The organism is Bacteroides finegoldii DSM 17565 (assembly GCF_000156195.1).
Classification (GTDB): domain Bacteria; phylum Bacteroidota; class Bacteroidia; order Bacteroidales; family Bacteroidaceae; genus Bacteroides; species Bacteroides finegoldii.
On the sequence record NZ_GG688336.1, the window covers coordinates 31573 to 51288 of the forward strand.

Below are 19716 nucleotides of genomic sequence, written 5' to 3' on the forward strand. Positions count from 1 at the left end.
TAAAGAGGAACATTTACTGAATATCCCTACATAATGCCCCCAAGCTTTAGGATCTTCAGCCATTTCCGTGAAGTCCTTATCAGCATACACGTTGCGCAAAGCGTTGTTATGGACTTGAAATTTAGGAATTGAGTTGTATTTGCGAGCATCGTCTTCGGCATATTTCTGTAAACCACACAGCAAACCACATTCATCCCAAAAATGGAGGTAACTAGCCAGCGTGGTGACATTGCCTACATCTTGAAGCTGAGCGGCCACTTTGGTAAGAGACAGTAGCTCGCCACTATAACTACTACCGAGTTCAAACAGTTGGCGGAGTAGTTGTGGCTTCATGATTTTTGTATCCATCAGCACATCCTTCGAGATGGATGGTTCAACCAAAGAGTCTTTGACGTAGTTTCGCCAACGACGCTCATCGGTGATATAAGATGCTGCGCCCGGATACCCACCAAAATAGACATATTGGTAGAGATTCCAACCGAAGCATTCTCTCATTTCAGGGAAAGTCCAATGTGTCAGCCGAATTAGCTCATATCTGCCGGCCAATGATTCGGTGAGTCCCTTTTCGATTAACATGCGTGATGACCCCAATAATACGACTATGGGTTCACGTTTTTCACGGGTATCTCTGTCCCATTCAGCCTTTACAGTCTCGCTCCAGTTATTTATCTTTTGTATTTCGTCTACCACCAATAGGCGTTTCCCTTCCCCACGTATGTCCATACGCATACGAGCTGTCTGCCATACACCTGCCAGCCAGTCTGCAGATGCACCTACGACATCATCAGCCGAATAACTGTCATAAGGCATATTGCAGACTTCAAGGACTTGACCAATCAATGTGGACTTACCCACTTGGCGTGGCCCAACAATAACCTGCATTTTCCGCGAGGTTCATTAATGCGTGCCATCACTTCTGAATATTGTTCTCTTTTATATCCCATCATCTATAAAATGTTTATTCACTTGAGCAAAAATGTTCAATCCATTAAATAAAAATGTTCAATCCCTTACAAAGGTAAGGCTTTTCTCTAATAATGAATATTTTTACACGAACAATCCATCCTGCTCCCAATTACAATACACAATGGACAACGGCTATTCACGGATTAACTTATGATGATACGATAGAAGCGGAAGAAGGCAAATAAAAAACACTACAACTATTATTTCAATCAATAATAGCCGTAGTGTTTGATAATAAAGTGCTAACTATGTACTTCGATTAGAGGATAGACTTGGCGATACCCATTTCCAAGCCGCGAAGTTCCGCCAAGCCGCGAAGGCGACCTAAGCATGAATATCCAGGATTTGTTTTCTTTTTCAAGTCATCAATCATCTGATGTCCGTGGTCGGGACGCATGGCGATAGAGCATTTACGACGCTGTTGCAAAAGAATAAAAGCCTTCATTACGTTGTACATATCTACATTTCCTTCCAAGTGGTTGGCTTCGTAGAAGTTGCCTTCCTCATCACGCTGCGTACTGCGCAAATGCACAAAGTTCACACGGTCGCCAAAACGTTCCATCATACCTGCAAGGTCATTATCGGCACGCACACCGAAAGAGCCTGTACACAAACAAAGACCGTTGGACTCATTAGGTACGGCTTCAATCAGTTTTCTGAAATCTTCTTCCGTACTCAGAATACGCGGCAATCCTAAAATTGTATAAGGAGGATCATCCGGGTGAATCACCAGCTTCACTCCCACTTCATCGGCAACAGGGGCAATTTCTTTCAAGAAGAAAATCAAGTTGGAACGAAGTTTTTCTGCATCAATATCATTATAACGGTCCAAAGCTTCCTGGAACTGTTCCACTGTAAAACTTTCTTCCGAACCGGGCAGTCCGGCAATCATATTGCGAACCAGCAGTTTCTTATCATCCTCGCTCATTTGCTCGAAACGGGCTTTAGCCTTAGCTATTTCTTCCGGAGTGTAGTCTTTTTCCGCATTCGGACGTTTCAAGATGAAAAGATCAAAAGCTATGAAAGCCGCCTTTTCAAAACGGAGTGCTTTAGAGCCGTCCGGCATTGTATAGGCAAGGTCCGTACGTGTCCAGTCCAATACAGGCATAAAGTTGTAAGTAACTACCATTACTCCACATTTTGCCAGATTACGGATACTTTCCTTATAATTCTCAATATACTTCATGAAATCGCCGGTCTGCGTCTTGATATGTTCGTGTACGGGTACACTCTCTACAACAGACCATGTAAGTCCTACTTCTTCAATCATCTGCTTGCGCTTCATGATTTCTTCTACAGTCCATACTTCGCCATTCGGAATATGATGAAGGGCATTTACTATACCGGTAGCGCCTGCTTGCTTAATATCCCATAAGCTCACCGGATCATTAGGACCGTACCAGCGCCAAGTTTGTTCACATAAATACATATTGCTAAATAAAAAATTAAAAGTTAAAATTAGATTGAGAATGCGTCAAATCCACCATCGATAACAGCTACTGTACCTGTTACGAAGTTAGAGGCATCACTAATCAGATAATGAATGGTTCCGTAAAGGTCTTCCGGTTCACCGAAACGATTGAACGGAGTATGCGCAAGAATAGTCTTAGAACGGTCAGTCAGTGAACCATCCGGATTCGTCAACAATGTTCTGTTCTGTTCTGTCAGGAAAAATCCGGGAGCGATAGCGTTTACACGCAGACCATTACCGAATTTCAAAGCCAGTTCACCAGCCATGTATTTGGTAAAGTTAGCGATCGCTGCTTTCGCTGCACCGTAACCTACGACACGGGTCAACGGACGAAGAGCCGATTCAGAACAGAAGTTTACGATAGAACCCTTTTTCTGTTCAACCATGACTTCAGCAAATACCATTGTAGGCAATACTGTACCGAACAGATTCAAATCCACAACTTTCTTGAATGCGTCAATCTGCAAGTCAAAGAATGTCTTGTCCGGTGCGATTGTAGCACCTGCCATATTACCACCGGCAGCATTCAACAAAACATCAATGCGTCCATACGCTTTCATTATTTCCACTTTGTTGCCTTCCAGAACTTCTTTGTCCATTACATCCGTATAAAGGAACTTAGCTTCGTTTCCTTCTGCCTTGATACTTTCTACCAATGCTTTTCCAGCTTCTTCACTTCTGTCAAGTACCACTACTTTTGCACCTTCTTTTGCAAGATATGCAGCAATACCTTTACCTAAGATTCCGGCTCCACCGGTAATTACAACTACTTTGCCTTTTACGTTAAATAATTCATTCATAGTTCTAAAAATTTATATGTTTATAGTTTATTGTTCAGATAATACTTCAGATTTTCTCTCAAGAGAATATCAATCGGCATTAAGTTCACCTTTTCCGATTTTTGCTTGAATAACAAATAATTGCATAGCGACTTGATTCCTTCATACCCCTGTCTTTCAGGACGCTGCGCAATCAGTGCAGTAATAACACCTTCGGAAAGTAATTGGGTATTTCTCTCGATGAGGTCGTAACCTACCAGTTTTACCGCTTGCATCCCTCTCGTCTTCAAGTAATTTCCCAAAATGTAGCAGGTAGAGTTGAATATAATAGCCCCTTTTATACCAGGATTTAACTCGAATATTTCATTGAGCTTGGCAAAATTATATACCGAATCACTGATTTTCAATTCCACTTCATGCAACTTTCCGGAGAATCCGACCTCCTTCAGATAATAACAAAATCCATCTCTACGGTTCTTACCCTGATTGGAATCGTTCTTACCACTATGAACAATCCGTGCCATCAAAATATCTGAGGTGGGCGAAAGCCGATCCGTCAGCAATCGGGCTGCAATGACTCCCGCATCGTATGATTCCGTACCGAAATAAGCCAATTGATGTTGCCCTTCAATATTAGAATCGACATAAACATAAGGAATCTCGTTTCTGTCCAACTCCTGCGAAAGACGAATCACAGAATCTGTAAACAATGTGGCTATTAACACCCCATCCACCTTCTCATCCAATAAATTACGGGTAATATCATCAAAAGTCTTGTTGTTATATTGGTCGAAAAAAAGCTTGGTAATAGTTATATTATATGTTTCCATTTCCGCAGCTACTTTGTCAATACCTTCCGAAATAGCTTCCCAGTATTCTCCTTGAGTAAAAGACGGAATAATGGCAACAAAATGATACTGTTTTTTAGAGGCTAATGACCGCGCCATAAGATTGGGCTGGTAGTGAACCATCTCTAAAATAGCCTGTACTTTCTTTCTGTTTTCCTCAGATACCCGTCCACGATTATGAATAACCCGGTCTACCGTACCGACAGAGACACCAGCCATTTTAGCGATGTCTACAATACGAATATTTGAGAATTCTTTATCCATATAATAAGAAGTATCTTGTTTTTCGCTGACAAAAGTAAAATGAATTATTGAATCATGCAATAGTGTGTGCGCACACACCACTACAGAACAAAGAAGATATACCGCTAATATTCAAATATTTAACAAGAAACAAAGAAATACATTCATGTTGTTAAACATAAGAAATACAACAGAATAATTAATAAAAAGTATATTCCAAAGGAAAGAGAAGTATAAAAAAGAGGGAGTTTTACCCTCAGAAAAGACTGAGAAGAAAGATGAAACGTGCAAAGTGTGCACGGACACACAACTAATATTCAATTTATACAGACAGCAGTTAACCATCATAAAAAACTGGTAATCAACTTAAATGAAGCCGATTACCAATCCTGATTTTCTTATTTTTCCCATTTATCCTTTACCTTACCAGCTACCTTATCAGCTTCCTCCGCTACTTTATTGGCGATGTCAGCTCCGGTTTCCACAGCTTTAACTCCCAAATTCATTGCTTTTTTTTTCAGCACAAGCTGCTGCCGCTTCCGCATCACGACCTATACGATGAATCGCATCATAAATGTCATTCTCCAATTGTTTTGCTTTTGCGGTACGTGAGAGGCGATAAGCTACCGCACCTAGAATCGACCCGATTCCGAGTCCAATCCAGAAATTACCATGTCTACATTCCATAATTAAGTTCGTTTTTTAGATTAATAAATTATATAAAATACTACTACTCATCGAGATTTCGAGAACAACGAAGCAATCCATAACACCAGGACAGCACCTACTGTGGAAGTAATCAGACTTCCAATCAATCCGGAAGCCGCAAGGCCGAAAAGTGCAAACACCCAACCGCCTAACACACCTCCAAGAATACCAAGCAATAGATTTATGATAAGCCCAAAACCTCCGCCACGCATTATTTTACCAGCAAGAAATCCAGCCACAATACCAATAATGATATACCAAATAAAGCCCATATAATCCTCCTTTTTAAGGTAACAACAGTAAGTGCAAAGAATAGTTCAGCCAATGAAAAATGAATTAACCACAATTTACAATCCTTAGTCTTAAAACTCATATTTCTCTTTACTTTGCAAAAGTTTATGTACCTTTGCGGTCAATTTTTCAGGAACATTTCAATAGATAATAGGTATTATGGTACAAAATCAAGAACAACCCGTAGGGAAAATTACGTTCTCCATTTTAATAGCATTAAGCCTCTCACATTGTCTCAATGACCTTTTACAATCTGTTGTTTCAGCAGCTTATCCGCTATTTAAAGATGATTTAGGACTGAGTTTTGCACAAATCGGTTTTATCACATTGGTCTATCAGCTTTCAGCTTCGGTATTCCAGCCAATTACCGGAATCATTTTCGATAAATATCCCGTTGCATGGTCGTTGCCTATCGGAATGAGTTTCACAATGGTAGGTTTAGTGAACTTAGCATTTTCCAACAATCTCTATTGGATACTATTATCTGTGTTCTTAATCGGAATCGGCTCTTCGGTACTTCATCCGGAAGCTTCCCGTATCACCTTCCTTGCTTCCGGCGGAAAACGCGGACTCGCCCAATCACTGTTCCAGGTAGGCGGTAATTTCGGAGGCTCATTAGGGCCGTTATTGGTAGCTTTGCTGGTTGCACCTTATGGACGACAACATCTTTTCATATTTGCATTTGTGGCCATCGCAGCTATCGTGGTCATGTATCCGATCTGCAAATGGTATAAATCTTATCTGAACCGGATGAAGGCACAAACCGTCAGCGTAAGAAAACCGGTTCTTCTTCCCCTACCTATGGATAAAACTGCTATTTCTATCGGTATCTTATTAATACTGATCTTCTCGAAATACATCTATATGGCAAGTCTGACCAGTTATTATACGTTTTATCTAATTCACAAATTCAATGTTACAGTACAGGAATCACAATTGTATCTATTCATTTTTTTAGTTGCTACTGCCATCGGAACGCTAATCGGAGGTCCCGTCGGTGACCGTATCGGTCGTAAGTATGTTATTTGGTCTTCTATTCTGGGAGCCGCCCCATTCAGTTTACTCATGCCGCACGCCAATCTGATGTGGACTGTTATTCTTAGTTTCTGCGTGGGATTAATGCTTTCTTCCGCTTTTCCGGCTATATTACTTTACGCACAGGAATTGCTTCCGACCAAGCTCGGACTGATATCAGGTCTGTTCTTTGGATTTGCTTTCGGAGTGGCCGGTGTAGCCTCTGCCGTGCTCGGTAATTTAGCAGATAAAACAAGCATTGAATACGTATATAATATTTGTGCTTATATGCCGCTATTGGGATTAGTAACCTTCTTTCTACCCAATTTGAAGAAAAAGAAAATTGATTGGCAACCATAGTGTTTCTTTAAAATTGTAACAAGCCAAATAAAATGCCCCTCAGAAGTTATAATCCGAACTTTTGAGGGGCACTTTATTCTATAAGATGTGAATCTTTATAGCCGATATTTAACGGCTTAAGCTACCAATACAGACTCGGCGGACAGAAGTCAAACCTAGTTCCGAATACTGTGCTTTATATATTTCCGTCACATCTTCCACCAACCAGCATGGCATAGGTCCCAATGAACGGGTATCCGGTTCCGGCCTTTCGGGAGCAGTTAAGTAAAACTCATGTGTCCTATCTTCATAGTTTACTAAAAATGCAGAATATGATTCTTCACCTATCTGCTTAATTACTTTTTCAAAAGGAGCAGTTATTATTTTAGCACCAGCTGTATTTTCCGCAAGCAATGTCATTTCACCGCTATCTTTAGTGTTATACACAAACCTCACATATCCGGTAGCTTTTAAAAAACCATCGGCAATGACTTGAGCCTCTAATTCTTCTAATGTCTCTTTGTTTGCCTCATTAACATTTTCATCTTCAATCTTCACGTATACGGCATTACTCATAAATCTTTGTACAGATTCCACCACTTTAACTCCAATCTTAACGGTCAACCCATCCGCATCTTTCACTATAAGACTAGTCGTTCCCAGTTTTACGGGAGATATTCTTACCCTATCTTCATCGACCTTCACCGTAGCTATTTGTTCATCTTCTATTTCAGCTGTATAAGGAGCTTTTCCTCCTGTGATTCCGACACTACCGCCACCTACTATGTTTATGGCAGTACTACTAATAGCTTGATCGGGAAAAACGACTTCATCTATCTGATAAAGGAAGAAACGTTCATTATCATCATCACAAGATACGATTCCCCAACCGGAGATGATAACCATCAATATTGTAATTACGTGTTTCGTTTTCATGCGTACTGAGTTTATTTAATATGTATATTTTATTTTTTAAGAGATATCTGTTCACAAAGGTACAAATATTCCGCACATAGTATCCCGATAAGACATTTTTTTCAGAATAATACAAAAATGACCGGTATGCATCATCGCGACGTATACCGGTCTACAAGTTAAGGTTAAAGTCAAAAAATTAAGAGAGCTATTTATAAGTTAGGATTAGCATTTATTTCTTTTTGTGGAATGGCATACAGGTAATAAGTACTATTTGCTGTAAATGGCGTAGTGTCCGGGAAACGGAGGAACCAATGTCCCAATGGATTCCGTTTGGCGAATCCACCTCCTTCTTGCCAACAGTCTACTTCTGTTTTCTGCATTTCTTCTGATAAAGCAGTACGTTCTACAGCTTTCTGAGTGCGGAGTATGTCCGTAATCCCAAAGCCTTCTCCCCAAAGTTCTCGACGACGTTCCAGCAAGATTTCATTAATCACATCTTCCCGTGATTTTCCCGCCACATCATAATCCACTACTCCGCGAGCATTGCGCAACGTATTCAAAGGAATCACAGCCTGAGATAATTCCATACCGTCGCGGACATTCGCTTCGGCTTCTATCAGATACATCTCAGCAGCACGCATCAACGCCAAATCAGCCGTATCGTCCGCACGCATATGGAACTTTTTATATCCCAGATATCCTTCGCGCATCCACTGAAACAAAGGCAAACGGATGTCACCTTCAACAAAAGTATCTTTCAAATGAGGGTCGGCCATGAAACTGCTGTAAGCTCCGACGTATGTCGCATCCAAATAGTAAAAATTATAACTCGCATCCGATTGAGAAGGGATTTGAGGAAATCCCCATATCCACTCTTGATTGGAGATATTATTGAATCCCTCATATTCGGCAGTAGTCGTCATCAATGAATAGTCCTTACGAGCAGATGCGGCAGCCTTTGCAGCTTCCTCCCACTGCCCGGTCAGCAAATAGGCACGGGCCAAAAGTCCGTTTACCACAGCCAGATCCGGTTTGAACTTCTGGTTATCACCACTCCGAACGTAATTCTTCAAATAATCCTGCGCCAAAGCCAAATCCTCGAAAATACGTTGGTAAACTTGAGCTACCGTTGATTTCCCTTTCGGAACGGTAGTGTTATTGCTCGGCTCAGTATAAATAGGTACGCAAGGCGCATCTTTATCTTTCAAATACGTGAACTGATAATGTTGCACCAAGTGCAGATAGCAAAAGGCACGCAGGACCAACGCTTGCCCTTGAGCCTTCCGGAGTTCTTCCGAATCCCCTTTAATGGAAAGAGCCGTGTTGCAGTTATCTATCGTTTTATACATCAGATACCAGGCAAATTCCGTTCTGCTGTTTGAAGATATAGCAATGTCATCGAACTGATACGAAGAATTGAAACCGTATTTCGGACGGGAAACGACATCACTTGCCATCATGTCATCCAGACACTGAAGCGCACGATAACCGATATTGGCATAAGTACTCGAATAGTCAAACAGATTATACCAGGCACCGTTCACAAGCGCCTCCGCATTTTCGGGCACAGGTACTTTCTCGGAACTCACCGCATCTGTGGGATCTGTATCCAGGAAACTGCTACTGCAACCCGTTGCCAGAAGAAGTCCGGCAATGGCTGCCAGAATAGATTGTATTTTTATTTTTCTCATAATTTAGTCTGATTTAGAAAGCAATGTTAATACCTCCGGAAATAGTCCGCATAGCCGGATAACGATAATAGGTAATTCCGGTAATTCCCTGTTCGGGGTCCAATCCTTGATTCTTGTGAATGGTAAATAAATTATCTCCTTGCACATACACCTGCACACTGCTCAATGCCAGCTTACTGACCCACGGTTTGGGCAGGTTGTAAGAGAGCGTCAGGTTTTTCAGCCGCATATAAGAATTATTCTGCAAGAACCGAGTGGACGCCGAGTTCCAGTTATTGGAAGTCGTACTTAGAGCAGGCACGTCTGTGTAGCGGTTGTCCGGTGTCCAACGTCTTAGGATTTCAGTCGACCAGGCACGTCCTTCCAGGCTGCCGTTATGTAGAATCATCGTTATATCACGATTGTAGATATACCCTCCGATACTATAAGCAAAAATGGCAGACAAGTCGAACCCTTTCCAGGAAAGCGACGTATTGAACCCACCATACACTTTAGGAAGCGAGGATTTATTGACATAATAATAATCGGCCGAAGCATAATCACTCGTTGTCACACGTTTGCCCGTCGGATTATCATCAGCGTCCAGTTCATCTGCATACCACAACGGCTTTCCATTGTCCGGATCTACGCCCGCCCACTCTTTCATATAGAAATCATATACCGAGCGACCTACCTGAAGTTTGTTTACTCCACTCTGCGGCATATCTTTCAATGGAAGTTCCGTTACCTTATTCTTATAGTGAGTCAGGTTCATACCCAGCTTCCAAACCCAGCCGTTCTGATTGATAACCGTTCCGTTAAGCACCAATTCGATACCCGTATTCTTCAAAGCTCCCACATTCTCGTCAATAAAACCATATCCCAGAGAGGGAGCAATCGGACGGGAATAAAGCAAATCTTTTGAACGGCGTGTAAAGAAATCGAACGAACCGGAGAAACGGTTATTGAACAGTGAGAAATCCATTCCCAAATTAAAGTTCAGATTCGTTTCCCATTTCAGATTAGGAGTTGCCATACGGTCGGATACCAACGCATTCTCTCCCAAATTGGAAACGATGGAATAAAGTCCCTTACTTGCGTAATACGTACCCAAGTTATCATTTCCCTGCGCACCGTAGCTCATTTTCAAAGTCAGTGCGGAAAGCCAGTCGGAAGTACTTGCCATAAACTCTTCCCGGTCTACACGCCAGGAAGTACCCAACGACCAGAAATTACCCCAACGGGTTTCCGGTGCAAAGCGTGAAGAACCGTCACGGCGGTAAGAAGCCGAGAAGAAGTATTTGTTCCGATAATCATATAACAATTGCGTGAGATACCCCACCAATGCATAATCAATGCGATATCCCGATCCTCCTGTCAACTGAGAGCCGACTACCAGTTCCGGCATATCAGGTTGTGCCATCTTTGAACGTGACGCAGTCAGTTCATCGTAACGATACGAATACGCCTCAATACCGGCAAGAACATTGAAATGATGTTCCCCAATCGTCTTGTCATACGTAGCAATATTATTCCACGTCCAAGAGAAAGTACGGGTATTCATCCGACTGACACTTCCCCCGTTCTCCTTAGCCGGACCGATCTTGGGATTCGTATAATCCAAAGTATTATAGTTTATCAAATCGAAATTGAAACTTGTCTTAAACTTCAATCCCTCGATAATCGTAGCTTCCAGAAAGGTACGGCCGGAAATTTCATCTTTCATACGTTCCGACTTATCCAAAGGCAACGTAGCGGGCAAGTTCCAGTTTGCCATCGAACCGGAAGGACGGTAAGAGCCGAAATCATAGATACGGTCTCCGTTCTCATCCAATTTATAACTGCCGTCGGTATTCATCTCATAAATCGGATAAAAACCCGGCATGGTACGTCCGGCAGTTATCACGTTACTGACTTTAGAGTCGGAAGAAACCGGATAATTCTGCATGGAATGGGCAAAACTCAGATTGACACCCCCTTTCAACCAGGAAGTCATTTCACTGGTAACGTTGGAGCGGATATTGAAACGCTGATAGCCGGATTCAAGCGCAATTCCTTTATCATTCAGATAACCGGCAGAGAAGAAATACTGATTGGCTTTACCACCACCGGAAACACTCAGGTTCAGTTCCGTACGGAGTGCCTGTTGCTCCATAGCATCGCTCCAATCGGAATTCCACAACGGACGTGCACCCTCCACCAATTTGCCATCCGTGCCCACCGGTTGCGCATATTGCGGACCATAAGGATTGGGACCGCCTCCCATCAATTTGGTAACCAAATCTTTGGAGGCTTGCGCTGCAGCGGTCGCCGGAGTATAATCCGGACTTCCGGCATACCGGTTACGGAGTGCTTCCCAATACAATTCAAAATATTGATTGGTACTGACACGATCATAATCACGAACGGCTCGATTGGAACCTCCTAACGAAGCCTTCACTTTCACCGTTGCTTTCGAGTTCTGTTCTCCTTGCTTGGTAGTGATGATAATCACTCCATTAGCACCACGTGAACCATACAGAGCAGCCGAAGCCGCATCTTTCAACACAGTCATCGAAGCGATATCGTCTGGGTTGATAGCATTGACGCTACCGTCAAATGGCACACCGTCCACCACATAAAGCGGAGCACTGGAGGCATTGATAGAGCCGATACCACGAATACGGATTTCCGCATCCGTTCCCGGCTGACCGCTTGCCGCACTTGCCTGCACACCGGACACCGTACCTTCCAATACACGGGATACACTGGAAGTCTGCAACTTCTCAATTTCCCCTGCTTTCATGGTCGAAGCAGCTCCGGTAAAGCTATATTTCTTTGCAGTAGCGTAAGCGACTACCATAACCTCATCCAACTCCTTACTTTCCGCTTCCAGCGTAATATTAATCACACTCCGGTTGTTGACCGGTTGTTCCACCGTGCGCATTCCTACAAAACGGAACACCAAAGTTCCGGAGCCGGGAGCCTCAATAGAATAGTTTCCATCAATATCGGTAATAGTTCCGGAGGAAGCTCCTTTCAATTGTACAGAGACACCGGGGAGAGGTTCCCCCTCAGAGATGACCGTACCCGTCACGCGTTTTTCCTGTTGCGCTTCCGCATACAATATGTTTCCTGCAAAAAGCAAAAGAAACACTGCTAATAAACGTAAATAGATTCTCATAATTTTCTGTGACTTTAAATATATTTGCGAGCTATACTAACAGTACATAGAAGTTTATTGTTTAGGAAACAAAACATTTTTTAGAAGATTACTAGCATAAATCAATGAAAGGTCGTACATTCGTGAAACAAAAGACATTCCCAACAGTTATAAGGAACCGTATGGTAAGACAGCTTGTTTTATATATCTCTTTGTTAGTGTCGTTCTCCTTGCAGGCACAGTCTGAAAAGGCGGGTATAACCGTAAACGACAGCATACAGGAAGATTCTGTCACCACCCCCAAGCCAAGTGCCTTCAAGAGAGCGATTAAAAAATTTATGAATTTCAGTGACTTCGACACGCTCTACATCAGCCCCAACCGCTATAACTACGCGTTGATGGCTACGCATTTCAGCAACTTTGAGTATTACTCGGTCACCAGCGAATTTCCTCAACCGCAGAAGCTTAGCTTTTCTCCCAATCCCCACAACAAGATAGGATTGTATTTCGGTTGGAGATGGATCTTCTTAGGATGGTCTGTCGACATTGATGATATTTACCGCAAAACAAACCGGAAAAACAAAGGGACAGAGTTTGATTTGAGCCTGTATAGTTCCAAATTAGGCGTGGACATCTTCTACCGCCGCACGGGAAACAATTATAAAATTCACAAGATCAGAGGTTTCTATGATGAAATACCTTCCGACTACTCCGAAGATTTCAGCGGCTTGAAGGTAGACATCAAAGGACTGAACTTATACTATATATTCAACAACCGGAAGTTTTCTTATCCGGCCGCGTTCAGCCAGTCCACCAACCAACGGCGCAATGCAGGAACATTCATAGCCGGGTTCTCTATCTCAAAACATAATCTCGACTTTGACTACCAGCAACTTCCGGCATATATTCAAGAGAGAATGAATCCCGGCATGAAAGTCAACAAGATAAAATACACCAACGCCAACATCAGTTTCGGCTATGCTTATAACTGGGTATTCGCACGCAACTGTCTGGCTTGTCTGTCGCTCACTCCCGCCATTGCTTACAAGGCCTCCGATGTGGATGCAGAAACGCAGGAAGGGAAAGCATGGTATAGTAAGTTCAATCTGGATTTTCTGCTTCGGGCAGGCGTTGTCTATAACAATGGAAAATATTTTGTCGGCACTTCATTCGTCGGAAAGAACTATAACTATCATCGCAACAATTTCTCCTTGGACAATGGGTTCGGCACTCTTCAGGTATATGTCGGCTTCAACTTCCACCTGCGCAAAGAATACAGGAAAAAGGAAACAAAGCGGGAGTATTAGAAATAGGCAACTTGCTTGCTTATCCAAAGAATCTTTGTACATTTGCCCCGTTTTAAAAGAACAAAAATAGAAAATCAGTGAAGCAACAACGTCACATACAGCCCACACGTGCCCTTCTTTCCCGTTTCCGCTATTGGGGAAGAAAGAACTATGCCGCTTTTGCGAGCTTAGGACGCGAAGTATGTATCGGACATCTGCATACCAATGTAGTCGATGTTGCCCTTCGTAAGCAGAATGCTGCACAAACTATCCCTTATCATACATTTATGACACTTCAAGAAATTAAAGACCAAGTGCTGGCAGGCATTGATATATCGCCCGAGCAAGCCGCTTGGCTGGCCAATATGGCCGACAGCGAGGCGCTTTACGCCGCCGCACATGAGATTACCGTCGCGCGTGCTTCGCACGAGTTCGACCTGTGCTCCATCATCAACGCCAAATCCGGCAGATGCCCCGAAAACTGTAAATGGTGCGCACAATCCTCCCACTACAAGACGCAAGCCGAAGTCTATGACCTCCTCCCCGCTGAAGAATGTCTCCGACAGGCACAGTATAATGAAGCCCAGGACATCAACCGTTTCTCCCTCGTCACCAGCGGACGGAAACCCTCTCCCAAACAGATTACCCAACTTTGCGACACAGTCCGCCATATGCGGCGACATTCGTCTATCCAACTTTGCGCCTCATTGGGACTACTTAATGAAGAAGAACTGCGTTCCCTGCACGAAGCGGGAATTACCCGTTATCATTGCAATCTGGAAACTGCTCCTTCTTATTTTCCCCAACTTTGTTCCACCCACACACAAAAGCAGAAACTTGCCACACTTGCCGCCGCCCGCCGTGTAGGAATGGATATCTGCTGCGGAGGTATCATCGGCATGGGAGAAACGATGGAACAACGGATTGAATTCGCTTTTATTCTGAAGGAACTGAATGTTCAATCCATCCCCATAAATCTGCTAAGCCCGATTCCCGGTACACCATTGGAAAACGAAAAGCCTTTGAACGAAGAAGAAATTCTCCGGACAATCGTCCTGTTCCGTTTCATCAATCCGACGGCTTTTCTCCGTTTTGCCGGCGGACGCTCGCAACTCTCTCCCGAAGCTATGCACAAGGCACTGTATATCGGTATCAACTCGGCTATCGTAGGCGACTTGCTTACCACACTCGGTTCTAAAGTATCGGAGGACAAGAAGATGATTCAAGAAGAAGGTTATCATTTTGCCAGCTCCCAATTTGACCGTGAACATCTTTGGCATCCATATACTTCCACAACCGATCCGCTCCCTGTTTACAAAGTAAAACGGGCGGACGGCGCAACCATCACTCTCGAAGACGGACGGGTGTTGATTGAAGGAATGTCTTCATGGTGGTGCGCCGTACACGGGTACAACCATCCCGTGCTGAACCAAGCGGCAAAGGAACAATTAGACAAGATGTCCCATGTAATGTTCGGTGGTCTGACACACAACCCCGCCATCGAACTGGGAAAATTGCTATTACCTTTAGTTCCTTCCTCCATGCAAAAAATATTCTATGCAGATTCCGGCTCGGTAGCCGTAGAAGTGGCCTTAAAAATGGCCGTACAATATTGGTATGCGGCAGGACAGCCCGAAAAGAATAATTTCGTGACCATCCGTTCCGGTTATCACGGTGATACGTGGAATGCCATGTCTGTATGTGATCCGGTGACGGGTATGCACAGTCTTTTTGGTTCGGCATTGCCTGTACGTTATTTTGTCCCGTCCCCCGCTTCCCGTTTTGATGGAGAATGGAATCCGGAAGATATCATCCCTTTACGGGAAACCATTGAAAAACATTCCAGAGAGTTGGCGGCACTGATTCTTGAACCAATTGTGCAAGGGGCAGGCGGTATGTGGTTCTACCATCCGCAATACTTGCATGAAGCGGAAAAACTCTGCCGGAAGCATGGCCTTCTTCTGATTTTCGATGAGATAGCGACAGGATTCGGACGGACCGGGAAACTTTTTGCTTGGGAACACGCCAGAGTAGAGCCCGATATTATGTGTATCGGTAAAGCGTTGACCGGCGGATATATGACACTTTCCGCAGTCTTGGCAAGCAATCAGGTGGCAGACACCATTTCCAATCATGCACCGGGAGCTTTCATGCACGGCCCCACTTTCATGGGCAATCCGCTTGCCTGTGCGGTGGCTTGCGCATCCGTTCGCCTGCTGCTCGAATCCGGCTGGCAGAAGAATGTGCAACGAATCGAAAGCCAACTCAAAGAAGAGCTGGCTCCTGCACGGGAGTTCCCGCAAGTAGCCGATGTACGGGTATTGGGCGCTATCGGAGTAATTGAGATGAAGCGTCCGGTGAATATGGCATACCTGCAACAGCGATTTGTAGAAGAGGGTATTTGGGTACGTCCATTCGGTAAATTGGTTTATCTGATGCCACCTTTCATCATTACTCCCGAACAACTAAGTAAACTGACCTCCGGATTACTCAACGTTATTCAAAATTAGTAGTTACCCAAAATCATAAATAATGATATTAGACTCTATCAACCAAGAACTGCTTGTTCTCAAAGAAAAGAAAAACTACCGTTCTCTCCCGACATTGATTCACGATGGACGGGAAGTTATTCTGAATGGACAACGGATGTTGAATCTTTCCTCCAATGATTATCTCGGACTGGCTAATGATGTATCATTAAGAGAGGAATTCTTAAAGACAATGACTCCCGAAACATTTCTGCCTACTTCCTCTTCTTCCCGATTGCTGACAGGTAACTTTTCCGATTATCAAGCATTGGAACAACAGTTGGCAACTATGTTCGGAGCAGAAAGCGCACTCATATTCAACAGTGGTTATCATGCCAATACAGGGATTCTCCCTGCCGTCAGCAATGCGCAAACACTGATTCTTGCCGATAAGCTGGTGCACGCCAGCCTGATAGACGGAATCAGATTGTCGTCCGCCAAATGTATCCGTTATCGCCACAATGACGCCTCCCAACTGCAACGTTTGGTTTCCGAGAATCACAATCTTTATGCACAAATCATCATTGTTACCGAAAGTATTTTCAGTATGGATGGAGATAAAGCCGATCTTTGCGCTCTCGTCCGATTGAAAAAGAGCTATTCCAATGTTCTTCTTTATGTAGACGAAGCTCATGCCTTCGGTGTACGGGGAGAAAAAGGACTAGGATGTGCCGAAGAACAAGACTGTATCAACGATATAGATTTCCTGGTAGGCACGTTCGGAAAGGCAATCGCCTCAGCAGGAGCTTACATTGTCTGCCGCCAGGTTATTCGGGAATACCTGATTAACAAGATGCGTACCTTTATATTCACCACTGCCCTTCCACCTGTCAATATTCAATGGACAGCATGGGTATTGCAACATCTCTCCGCTCTTCAATATAAGCGAACCCACCTCCTGCGCATCAGTGAGAAACTAAAGACAGCACTTACCGGCAAAGGATACCATTGCCCTTCAGTAAGCCACATTGTCCCCATGATTATAGGAGCGAGCGAAGATGCCATACTGCAAGCGGAAGAACTCCAACGTAAAGGATTCTACGCATTGCCTGTCCGTCCACCTACCGTACCTGAAGGAACTTCCCGTATCCGCTTCTCATTGACAGCGGACATCACAGAACATGAAATCGACCAACTTATAGCTTTGATTAACGGATGAAACAACATTTTATCATAAAGAATAATTCCAAGCGCCTCTTGCTTTTCTTCGCAGGCTGGGGAATGGATGAAACTCCTTTCCTGCAAATCCGCCCTACAGATACGGATTGGATGGTTTGTTATGACTATCGTTCTTTGGAGTTCGATACCGACTTATTACAAGAGTATTCCGAAATCCGTCTCATCGCATGGTCTATGGGGGTATGGGTAGCTTCTCAACTCATGAAACAATACCCGTCTCTGCCCATCTCGCATAGTATCGCTATCAATGGAACTCCCTATCCCATACACGAAACGAAAGGGATTGAACCAGCTATATTTGAAGGAACACTGCAAGGATTGACCGAACAAACACTGCAAAAGTTTCAAAGAAGGATGTGCGGTTCGGCAGCCGAATACAAAGTATTTCAAACAGTAGCTCCGCAACGTCCGGCCGATGAGCTCAAGGAAGAACTAGCCGCCATACAACAACAATACTTGTCATTACCGCCTTCAGACTTCGTATGGCAAAAAGCCATCATAGGAAAGAATGACCGTATATTCCTACCTGACAATCAACGGCTTGCATGGAAAAACAAGGTAGATATTCTTGAATACTCAGAAGCTGCCCATTACCAACAGGAACTCTTTGAGAGCATAATCCTACAAACCCAATAAATACCTATTATGAACAAACAACTAATCGCAGAACGTTTCACCAAAGCCATCGCCACTTATCCGCAAGAAGCAAACGTACAAAGACAAATAGCGGACAAAATGATTCACCTGCTTACGGAACATCTACCTTCTCCCTGCCCGAAAGTGATTGAGTTCGGTTGCGGCACGGGAATCTATTCCCGTATGTTGTTTCAGACTCTTCATCCGGAAATGCTCTTATTGAACGACCTCTGCCCGGAGATGAAATATTGCTGCGAAGATTTGCTAAAGAAAGAGCAAGTGTCTTTCCTGCCGGGAGATGCGGAAACAGCGCCCTTTCCTGCCGAAAGTACCCTGATTACTTCCTGTTCCGCCTTGCAATGGTTCGAATCTCCCGAAAACTTTTTCAAGAGATGTAACGCGTTGCTCAACAAACAAGGCTATTTCGCTTTCAGCACCTTTGGCAAAAAGAATATGAAAGAGATACGCCGACTAACAGGCAACGCTCTTCCCTACCGCTCACGAGAAGAACTCGTAACCGCCTTGTCGGCAGACTTTGACATCCTCCATTCGGAAGAAGAACTCATTCCTCTTTCGTTCGACAATCCCATAAAAGTTCTTTATCACTTGAAGCAAACGGGAGTAACCGGAATATCTTCCGGACAACTGCGGACCCGTCGTGATTTACAGCGATTCAGCGAGCGTTATACCCAAGAATTCACACGGGGCACTTCCGTGTCTCTGACCTATCACCCTATTTATATCATCGCAAAAAAGAAAGAAGCATGAAACAGAATGTATTTTTCGTTTCCGGTATCGACACCGATGCCGGAAAGAGTTATGCCACCGGCTTTCTAGCCCGTGAATGGAACAAGAACGGACAACGTACCATCACCCAGAAATTTATTCAAACGGGAAATGTAGGTCATTCCGAAGACATCGACCTGCATCGTCGCATTATGGGAATCTCCTTCACCAAAGAAGATGAAGAAGGACTGACTATGCCGGAAATTTTCTCTTATCCCGCTTCCCCCCACCTCGCCTCGCAGTTGGATAACCGCCCTATCGACTTCAATAAAATCAAACGGGCAACGAAGAAACTGAGCGAACGATACGACTATGTTTTACTTGAAGGAGCAGGCGGCCTCATGGTCCCGCTAACCACCGGACTGCTGACAATAGACTACATTGCCCAAGAGAAATATCCGCTTATCTTTGTCACTTCCGGCAAACTGGGGAGTATCAATCACACCTTGCTTAGCCTTGAAGCCATACAAAAAAGGGGGATTGTGCTGGATACCGTTCTCTATAATATGTATCCTACGGTAGAAGACAAGACGATTCAGAACGACACGATGAACTTCGTCCGGACATGGTTGGAGAAACACTTCCCGGAGACAAAGTTCATATTAGTTCCTGAAATAGAGTTCTAAACTGTCAGACTACAAACTAACTGTATATGTACGGAAGTTCAATCAACTTCCGTACACGGTAGGGATATTCAGTAAATGTTCCTCTTTCTAAAAAATCAAGAGAAAAGCTCACGTAAAGCAAAGCTTTTCTCTTGATTTTTTCGTTCAACTCTCCCAGTCTTCTATCTTTTTTGTAGAATATTGTTTACATATTCTTGTTTTTTCCTTCCCACCCATGCATTATGTACATGTCTTTTTTAGGGGAAGTTAAAACCTCTCCTGTTTTTCCTGTTATTTTAGTCAGATT

Annotated in this window: 15 protein-coding genes and 2 pseudogenes; 8 read left to right on the top strand and 9 right to left on the bottom strand. The window is 43.7% G+C overall.

What is annotated here, in order from left to right; translation table 11 throughout:
- Positions 1-882 (bottom strand): ATP-binding protein (locus BACFIN_RS21065; protein ID WP_007757755.1); only part of this gene is annotated, 882 nt, incomplete at its 3' end.
- A 170-nt stretch (positions 883-1052) separates the two neighbouring features.
- On the opposite strand from BACFIN_RS21065, the pseudogene BACFIN_RS22105 reads away from it, so the two are divergent.
- Positions 1053-1142 (top strand): annotated as a pseudogene (locus BACFIN_RS22105) (DNA polymerase III subunit epsilon); the annotation flags it as partial.
- A gap of 83 nt (positions 1143-1225) precedes the next feature.
- Here the strand turns inward: BACFIN_RS22105 and uxuA are convergent.
- From uxuA to BACFIN_RS01615, 5 genes and pseudogenes are all read right to left on the bottom strand, one after another.
- On the bottom strand, positions 1226-2395 hold the full coding sequence (gene uxuA, locus BACFIN_RS01630) for a mannonate dehydratase (RefSeq protein WP_007757757.1): 1170 nt from the start codon (positions 2393-2395) through the stop codon (positions 1226-1228).
- Between the two features lie 29 nt (positions 2396-2424).
- A complete protein-coding gene (locus BACFIN_RS01625; protein WP_007757761.1) occupies positions 2425-3237 on the bottom strand; it encodes an SDR family oxidoreductase in 813 nt (270 codons plus the stop codon).
- A gap of 20 nt (positions 3238-3257) precedes the next feature.
- Positions 3258-4328 (bottom strand): LacI family DNA-binding transcriptional regulator, encoded by a 1071-nt coding sequence (locus tag BACFIN_RS01620; protein WP_007757764.1) that lies wholly within the window; start codon positions 4326-4328, stop codon positions 3258-3260.
- A 377-nt stretch (positions 4329-4705) separates the two neighbouring features.
- Positions 4706-4994: pseudogene (locus BACFIN_RS21070) on the bottom strand (YtxH domain-containing protein).
- 47 nt (positions 4995-5041) lie between these two features.
- On the bottom strand, positions 5042-5287 hold the full coding sequence (locus BACFIN_RS01615; RefSeq protein WP_007757769.1) for a GlsB/YeaQ/YmgE family stress response membrane protein: 246 nt from the start codon (positions 5285-5287) through the stop codon (positions 5042-5044).
- 178 nt (positions 5288-5465) lie between these two features.
- On the opposite strand from BACFIN_RS01615, the gene BACFIN_RS01610 reads away from it, so the two are divergent.
- On the top strand, positions 5466-6680 hold the full coding sequence (locus BACFIN_RS01610; protein ID WP_007757770.1) for an MFS transporter: 1215 nt from the start codon (positions 5466-5468) through the stop codon (positions 6678-6680).
- A gap of 108 nt (positions 6681-6788) precedes the next feature.
- Here BACFIN_RS01610 and BACFIN_RS01605 read toward each other — a convergent pair whose 3' ends face one another.
- The 3 genes from BACFIN_RS01605 to BACFIN_RS01595 form a co-directional block, all read right to left on the bottom strand.
- On the bottom strand, positions 6789-7595 hold the full coding sequence (locus BACFIN_RS01605) for a hypothetical protein (RefSeq protein ID WP_007757771.1): 807 nt from the start codon (positions 7593-7595) through the stop codon (positions 6789-6791).
- A 191-nt stretch (positions 7596-7786) separates the two neighbouring features.
- Positions 7787-9268, bottom strand: coding sequence for a RagB/SusD family nutrient uptake outer membrane protein (locus BACFIN_RS01600; protein ID WP_007757773.1), 1482 nt, complete (start codon positions 9266-9268; stop codon positions 7787-7789).
- 13 nt (positions 9269-9281) lie between these two features.
- Entirely contained in the window at positions 9282-12410 is a 3129-nt protein-coding gene (locus BACFIN_RS01595; protein WP_007757775.1) for a SusC/RagA family TonB-linked outer membrane protein, read from the bottom strand.
- Between the two features lie 161 nt (positions 12411-12571).
- On the opposite strand from BACFIN_RS01595, the gene BACFIN_RS01590 reads away from it, so the two are divergent.
- From BACFIN_RS01590 to bioD, 6 genes are all read left to right on the top strand, one after another.
- Positions 12572-13696 (top strand): DUF4421 domain-containing protein, encoded by a 1125-nt coding sequence (locus tag BACFIN_RS01590; protein ID WP_032839960.1) that lies wholly within the window; start codon positions 12572-12574, stop codon positions 13694-13696.
- Positions 13697-13773: 77 nt separating this feature from the next.
- A complete protein-coding gene (gene bioA / locus BACFIN_RS01585) occupies positions 13774-16185 on the top strand; it encodes an adenosylmethionine--8-amino-7-oxononanoate transaminase (RefSeq protein ID WP_007757778.1) in 2412 nt (803 codons plus the stop codon).
- Between the two features lie 22 nt (positions 16186-16207).
- The gene (locus BACFIN_RS01580; protein WP_007757781.1) at positions 16208-17362 is read left to right on the top strand and encodes an 8-amino-7-oxononanoate synthase; all 1155 of its coding nucleotides are present in this window, start codon (positions 16208-16210) and stop codon (positions 17360-17362) included.
- Positions 17359-18018, top strand: coding sequence for a DUF452 family protein (locus tag BACFIN_RS01575; protein WP_007757783.1), 660 nt, complete (start codon positions 17359-17361; stop codon positions 18016-18018). Before BACFIN_RS01580 ends, BACFIN_RS01575 begins: the two co-directional genes overlap by 4 nt.
- A 9-nt stretch (positions 18019-18027) precedes the next feature.
- Complete coding sequence (bioC, locus tag BACFIN_RS01570) at positions 18028-18786, top strand: malonyl-ACP O-methyltransferase BioC (RefSeq protein ID WP_007757784.1); 759 nt, start codon at positions 18028-18030, stop codon at positions 18784-18786.
- Positions 18783-19430: a dethiobiotin synthase gene (bioD, locus tag BACFIN_RS01565; RefSeq protein WP_007757791.1), complete on the top strand. Its 648-nt coding sequence runs from the start codon at positions 18783-18785 to the stop codon at positions 19428-19430. The genes bioC and bioD overlap by 4 nt, the downstream gene beginning before the upstream one ends.
- Positions 19431-19716 lie beyond the last annotated feature (286 nt).

What these genes read in the sequence shown, in the direction of transcription:
- uxuA (WP_007757757.1), bottom strand. Translation starts at nt 2,395, where the DNA reads ATGTATTTATGTGAACAAACTTGGCGCTGGTACGGTCCTAATGATCCG.
- BACFIN_RS01625 (WP_007757761.1), bottom strand. Translation starts at nt 3,237, where the DNA reads ATGAATGAATTATTTAACGTAAAAGGCAAAGTAGTTGTAATTACCGGT.
- BACFIN_RS01620 (WP_007757764.1), bottom strand. Translation starts at nt 4,328, where the DNA reads ATGGATAAAGAATTCTCAAATATTCGTATTGTAGACATCGCTAAAATG.
- BACFIN_RS01615 (WP_007757769.1), bottom strand. Translation starts at nt 5,287, where the DNA reads ATGGGCTTTATTTGGTATATCATTATTGGTATTGTGGCTGGATTTCTT.
- BACFIN_RS01610 (WP_007757770.1), top strand. Translation starts at nt 5,466, where the DNA reads ATGGTACAAAATCAAGAACAACCCGTAGGGAAAATTACGTTCTCCATT.
- BACFIN_RS01605 (WP_007757771.1), bottom strand. Translation starts at nt 7,595, where the DNA reads ATGAAAACGAAACACGTAATTACAATATTGATGGTTATCATCTCCGGT.
- BACFIN_RS01600 (WP_007757773.1), bottom strand. Translation starts at nt 9,268, where the DNA reads ATGAGAAAAATAAAAATACAATCTATTCTGGCAGCCATTGCCGGACTT.
- BACFIN_RS01595 (WP_007757775.1), bottom strand. Translation starts at nt 12,410, where the DNA reads ATGAGAATCTATTTACGTTTATTAGCAGTGTTTCTTTTGCTTTTTGCA.
- BACFIN_RS01590 (WP_032839960.1), top strand. Translation starts at nt 12,572, where the DNA reads ATGGTAAGACAGCTTGTTTTATATATCTCTTTGTTAGTGTCGTTCTCC.
- BACFIN_RS01580 (WP_007757781.1), top strand. Translation starts at nt 16,208, where the DNA reads ATGATATTAGACTCTATCAACCAAGAACTGCTTGTTCTCAAAGAAAAG.
- BACFIN_RS01575 (WP_007757783.1), top strand. Translation starts at nt 17,359, where the DNA reads ATGAAACAACATTTTATCATAAAGAATAATTCCAAGCGCCTCTTGCTT.
- bioC (WP_007757784.1), top strand. Translation starts at nt 18,028, where the DNA reads ATGAACAAACAACTAATCGCAGAACGTTTCACCAAAGCCATCGCCACT.
- bioD (WP_007757791.1), top strand. Translation starts at nt 18,783, where the DNA reads ATGAAACAGAATGTATTTTTCGTTTCCGGTATCGACACCGATGCCGGA.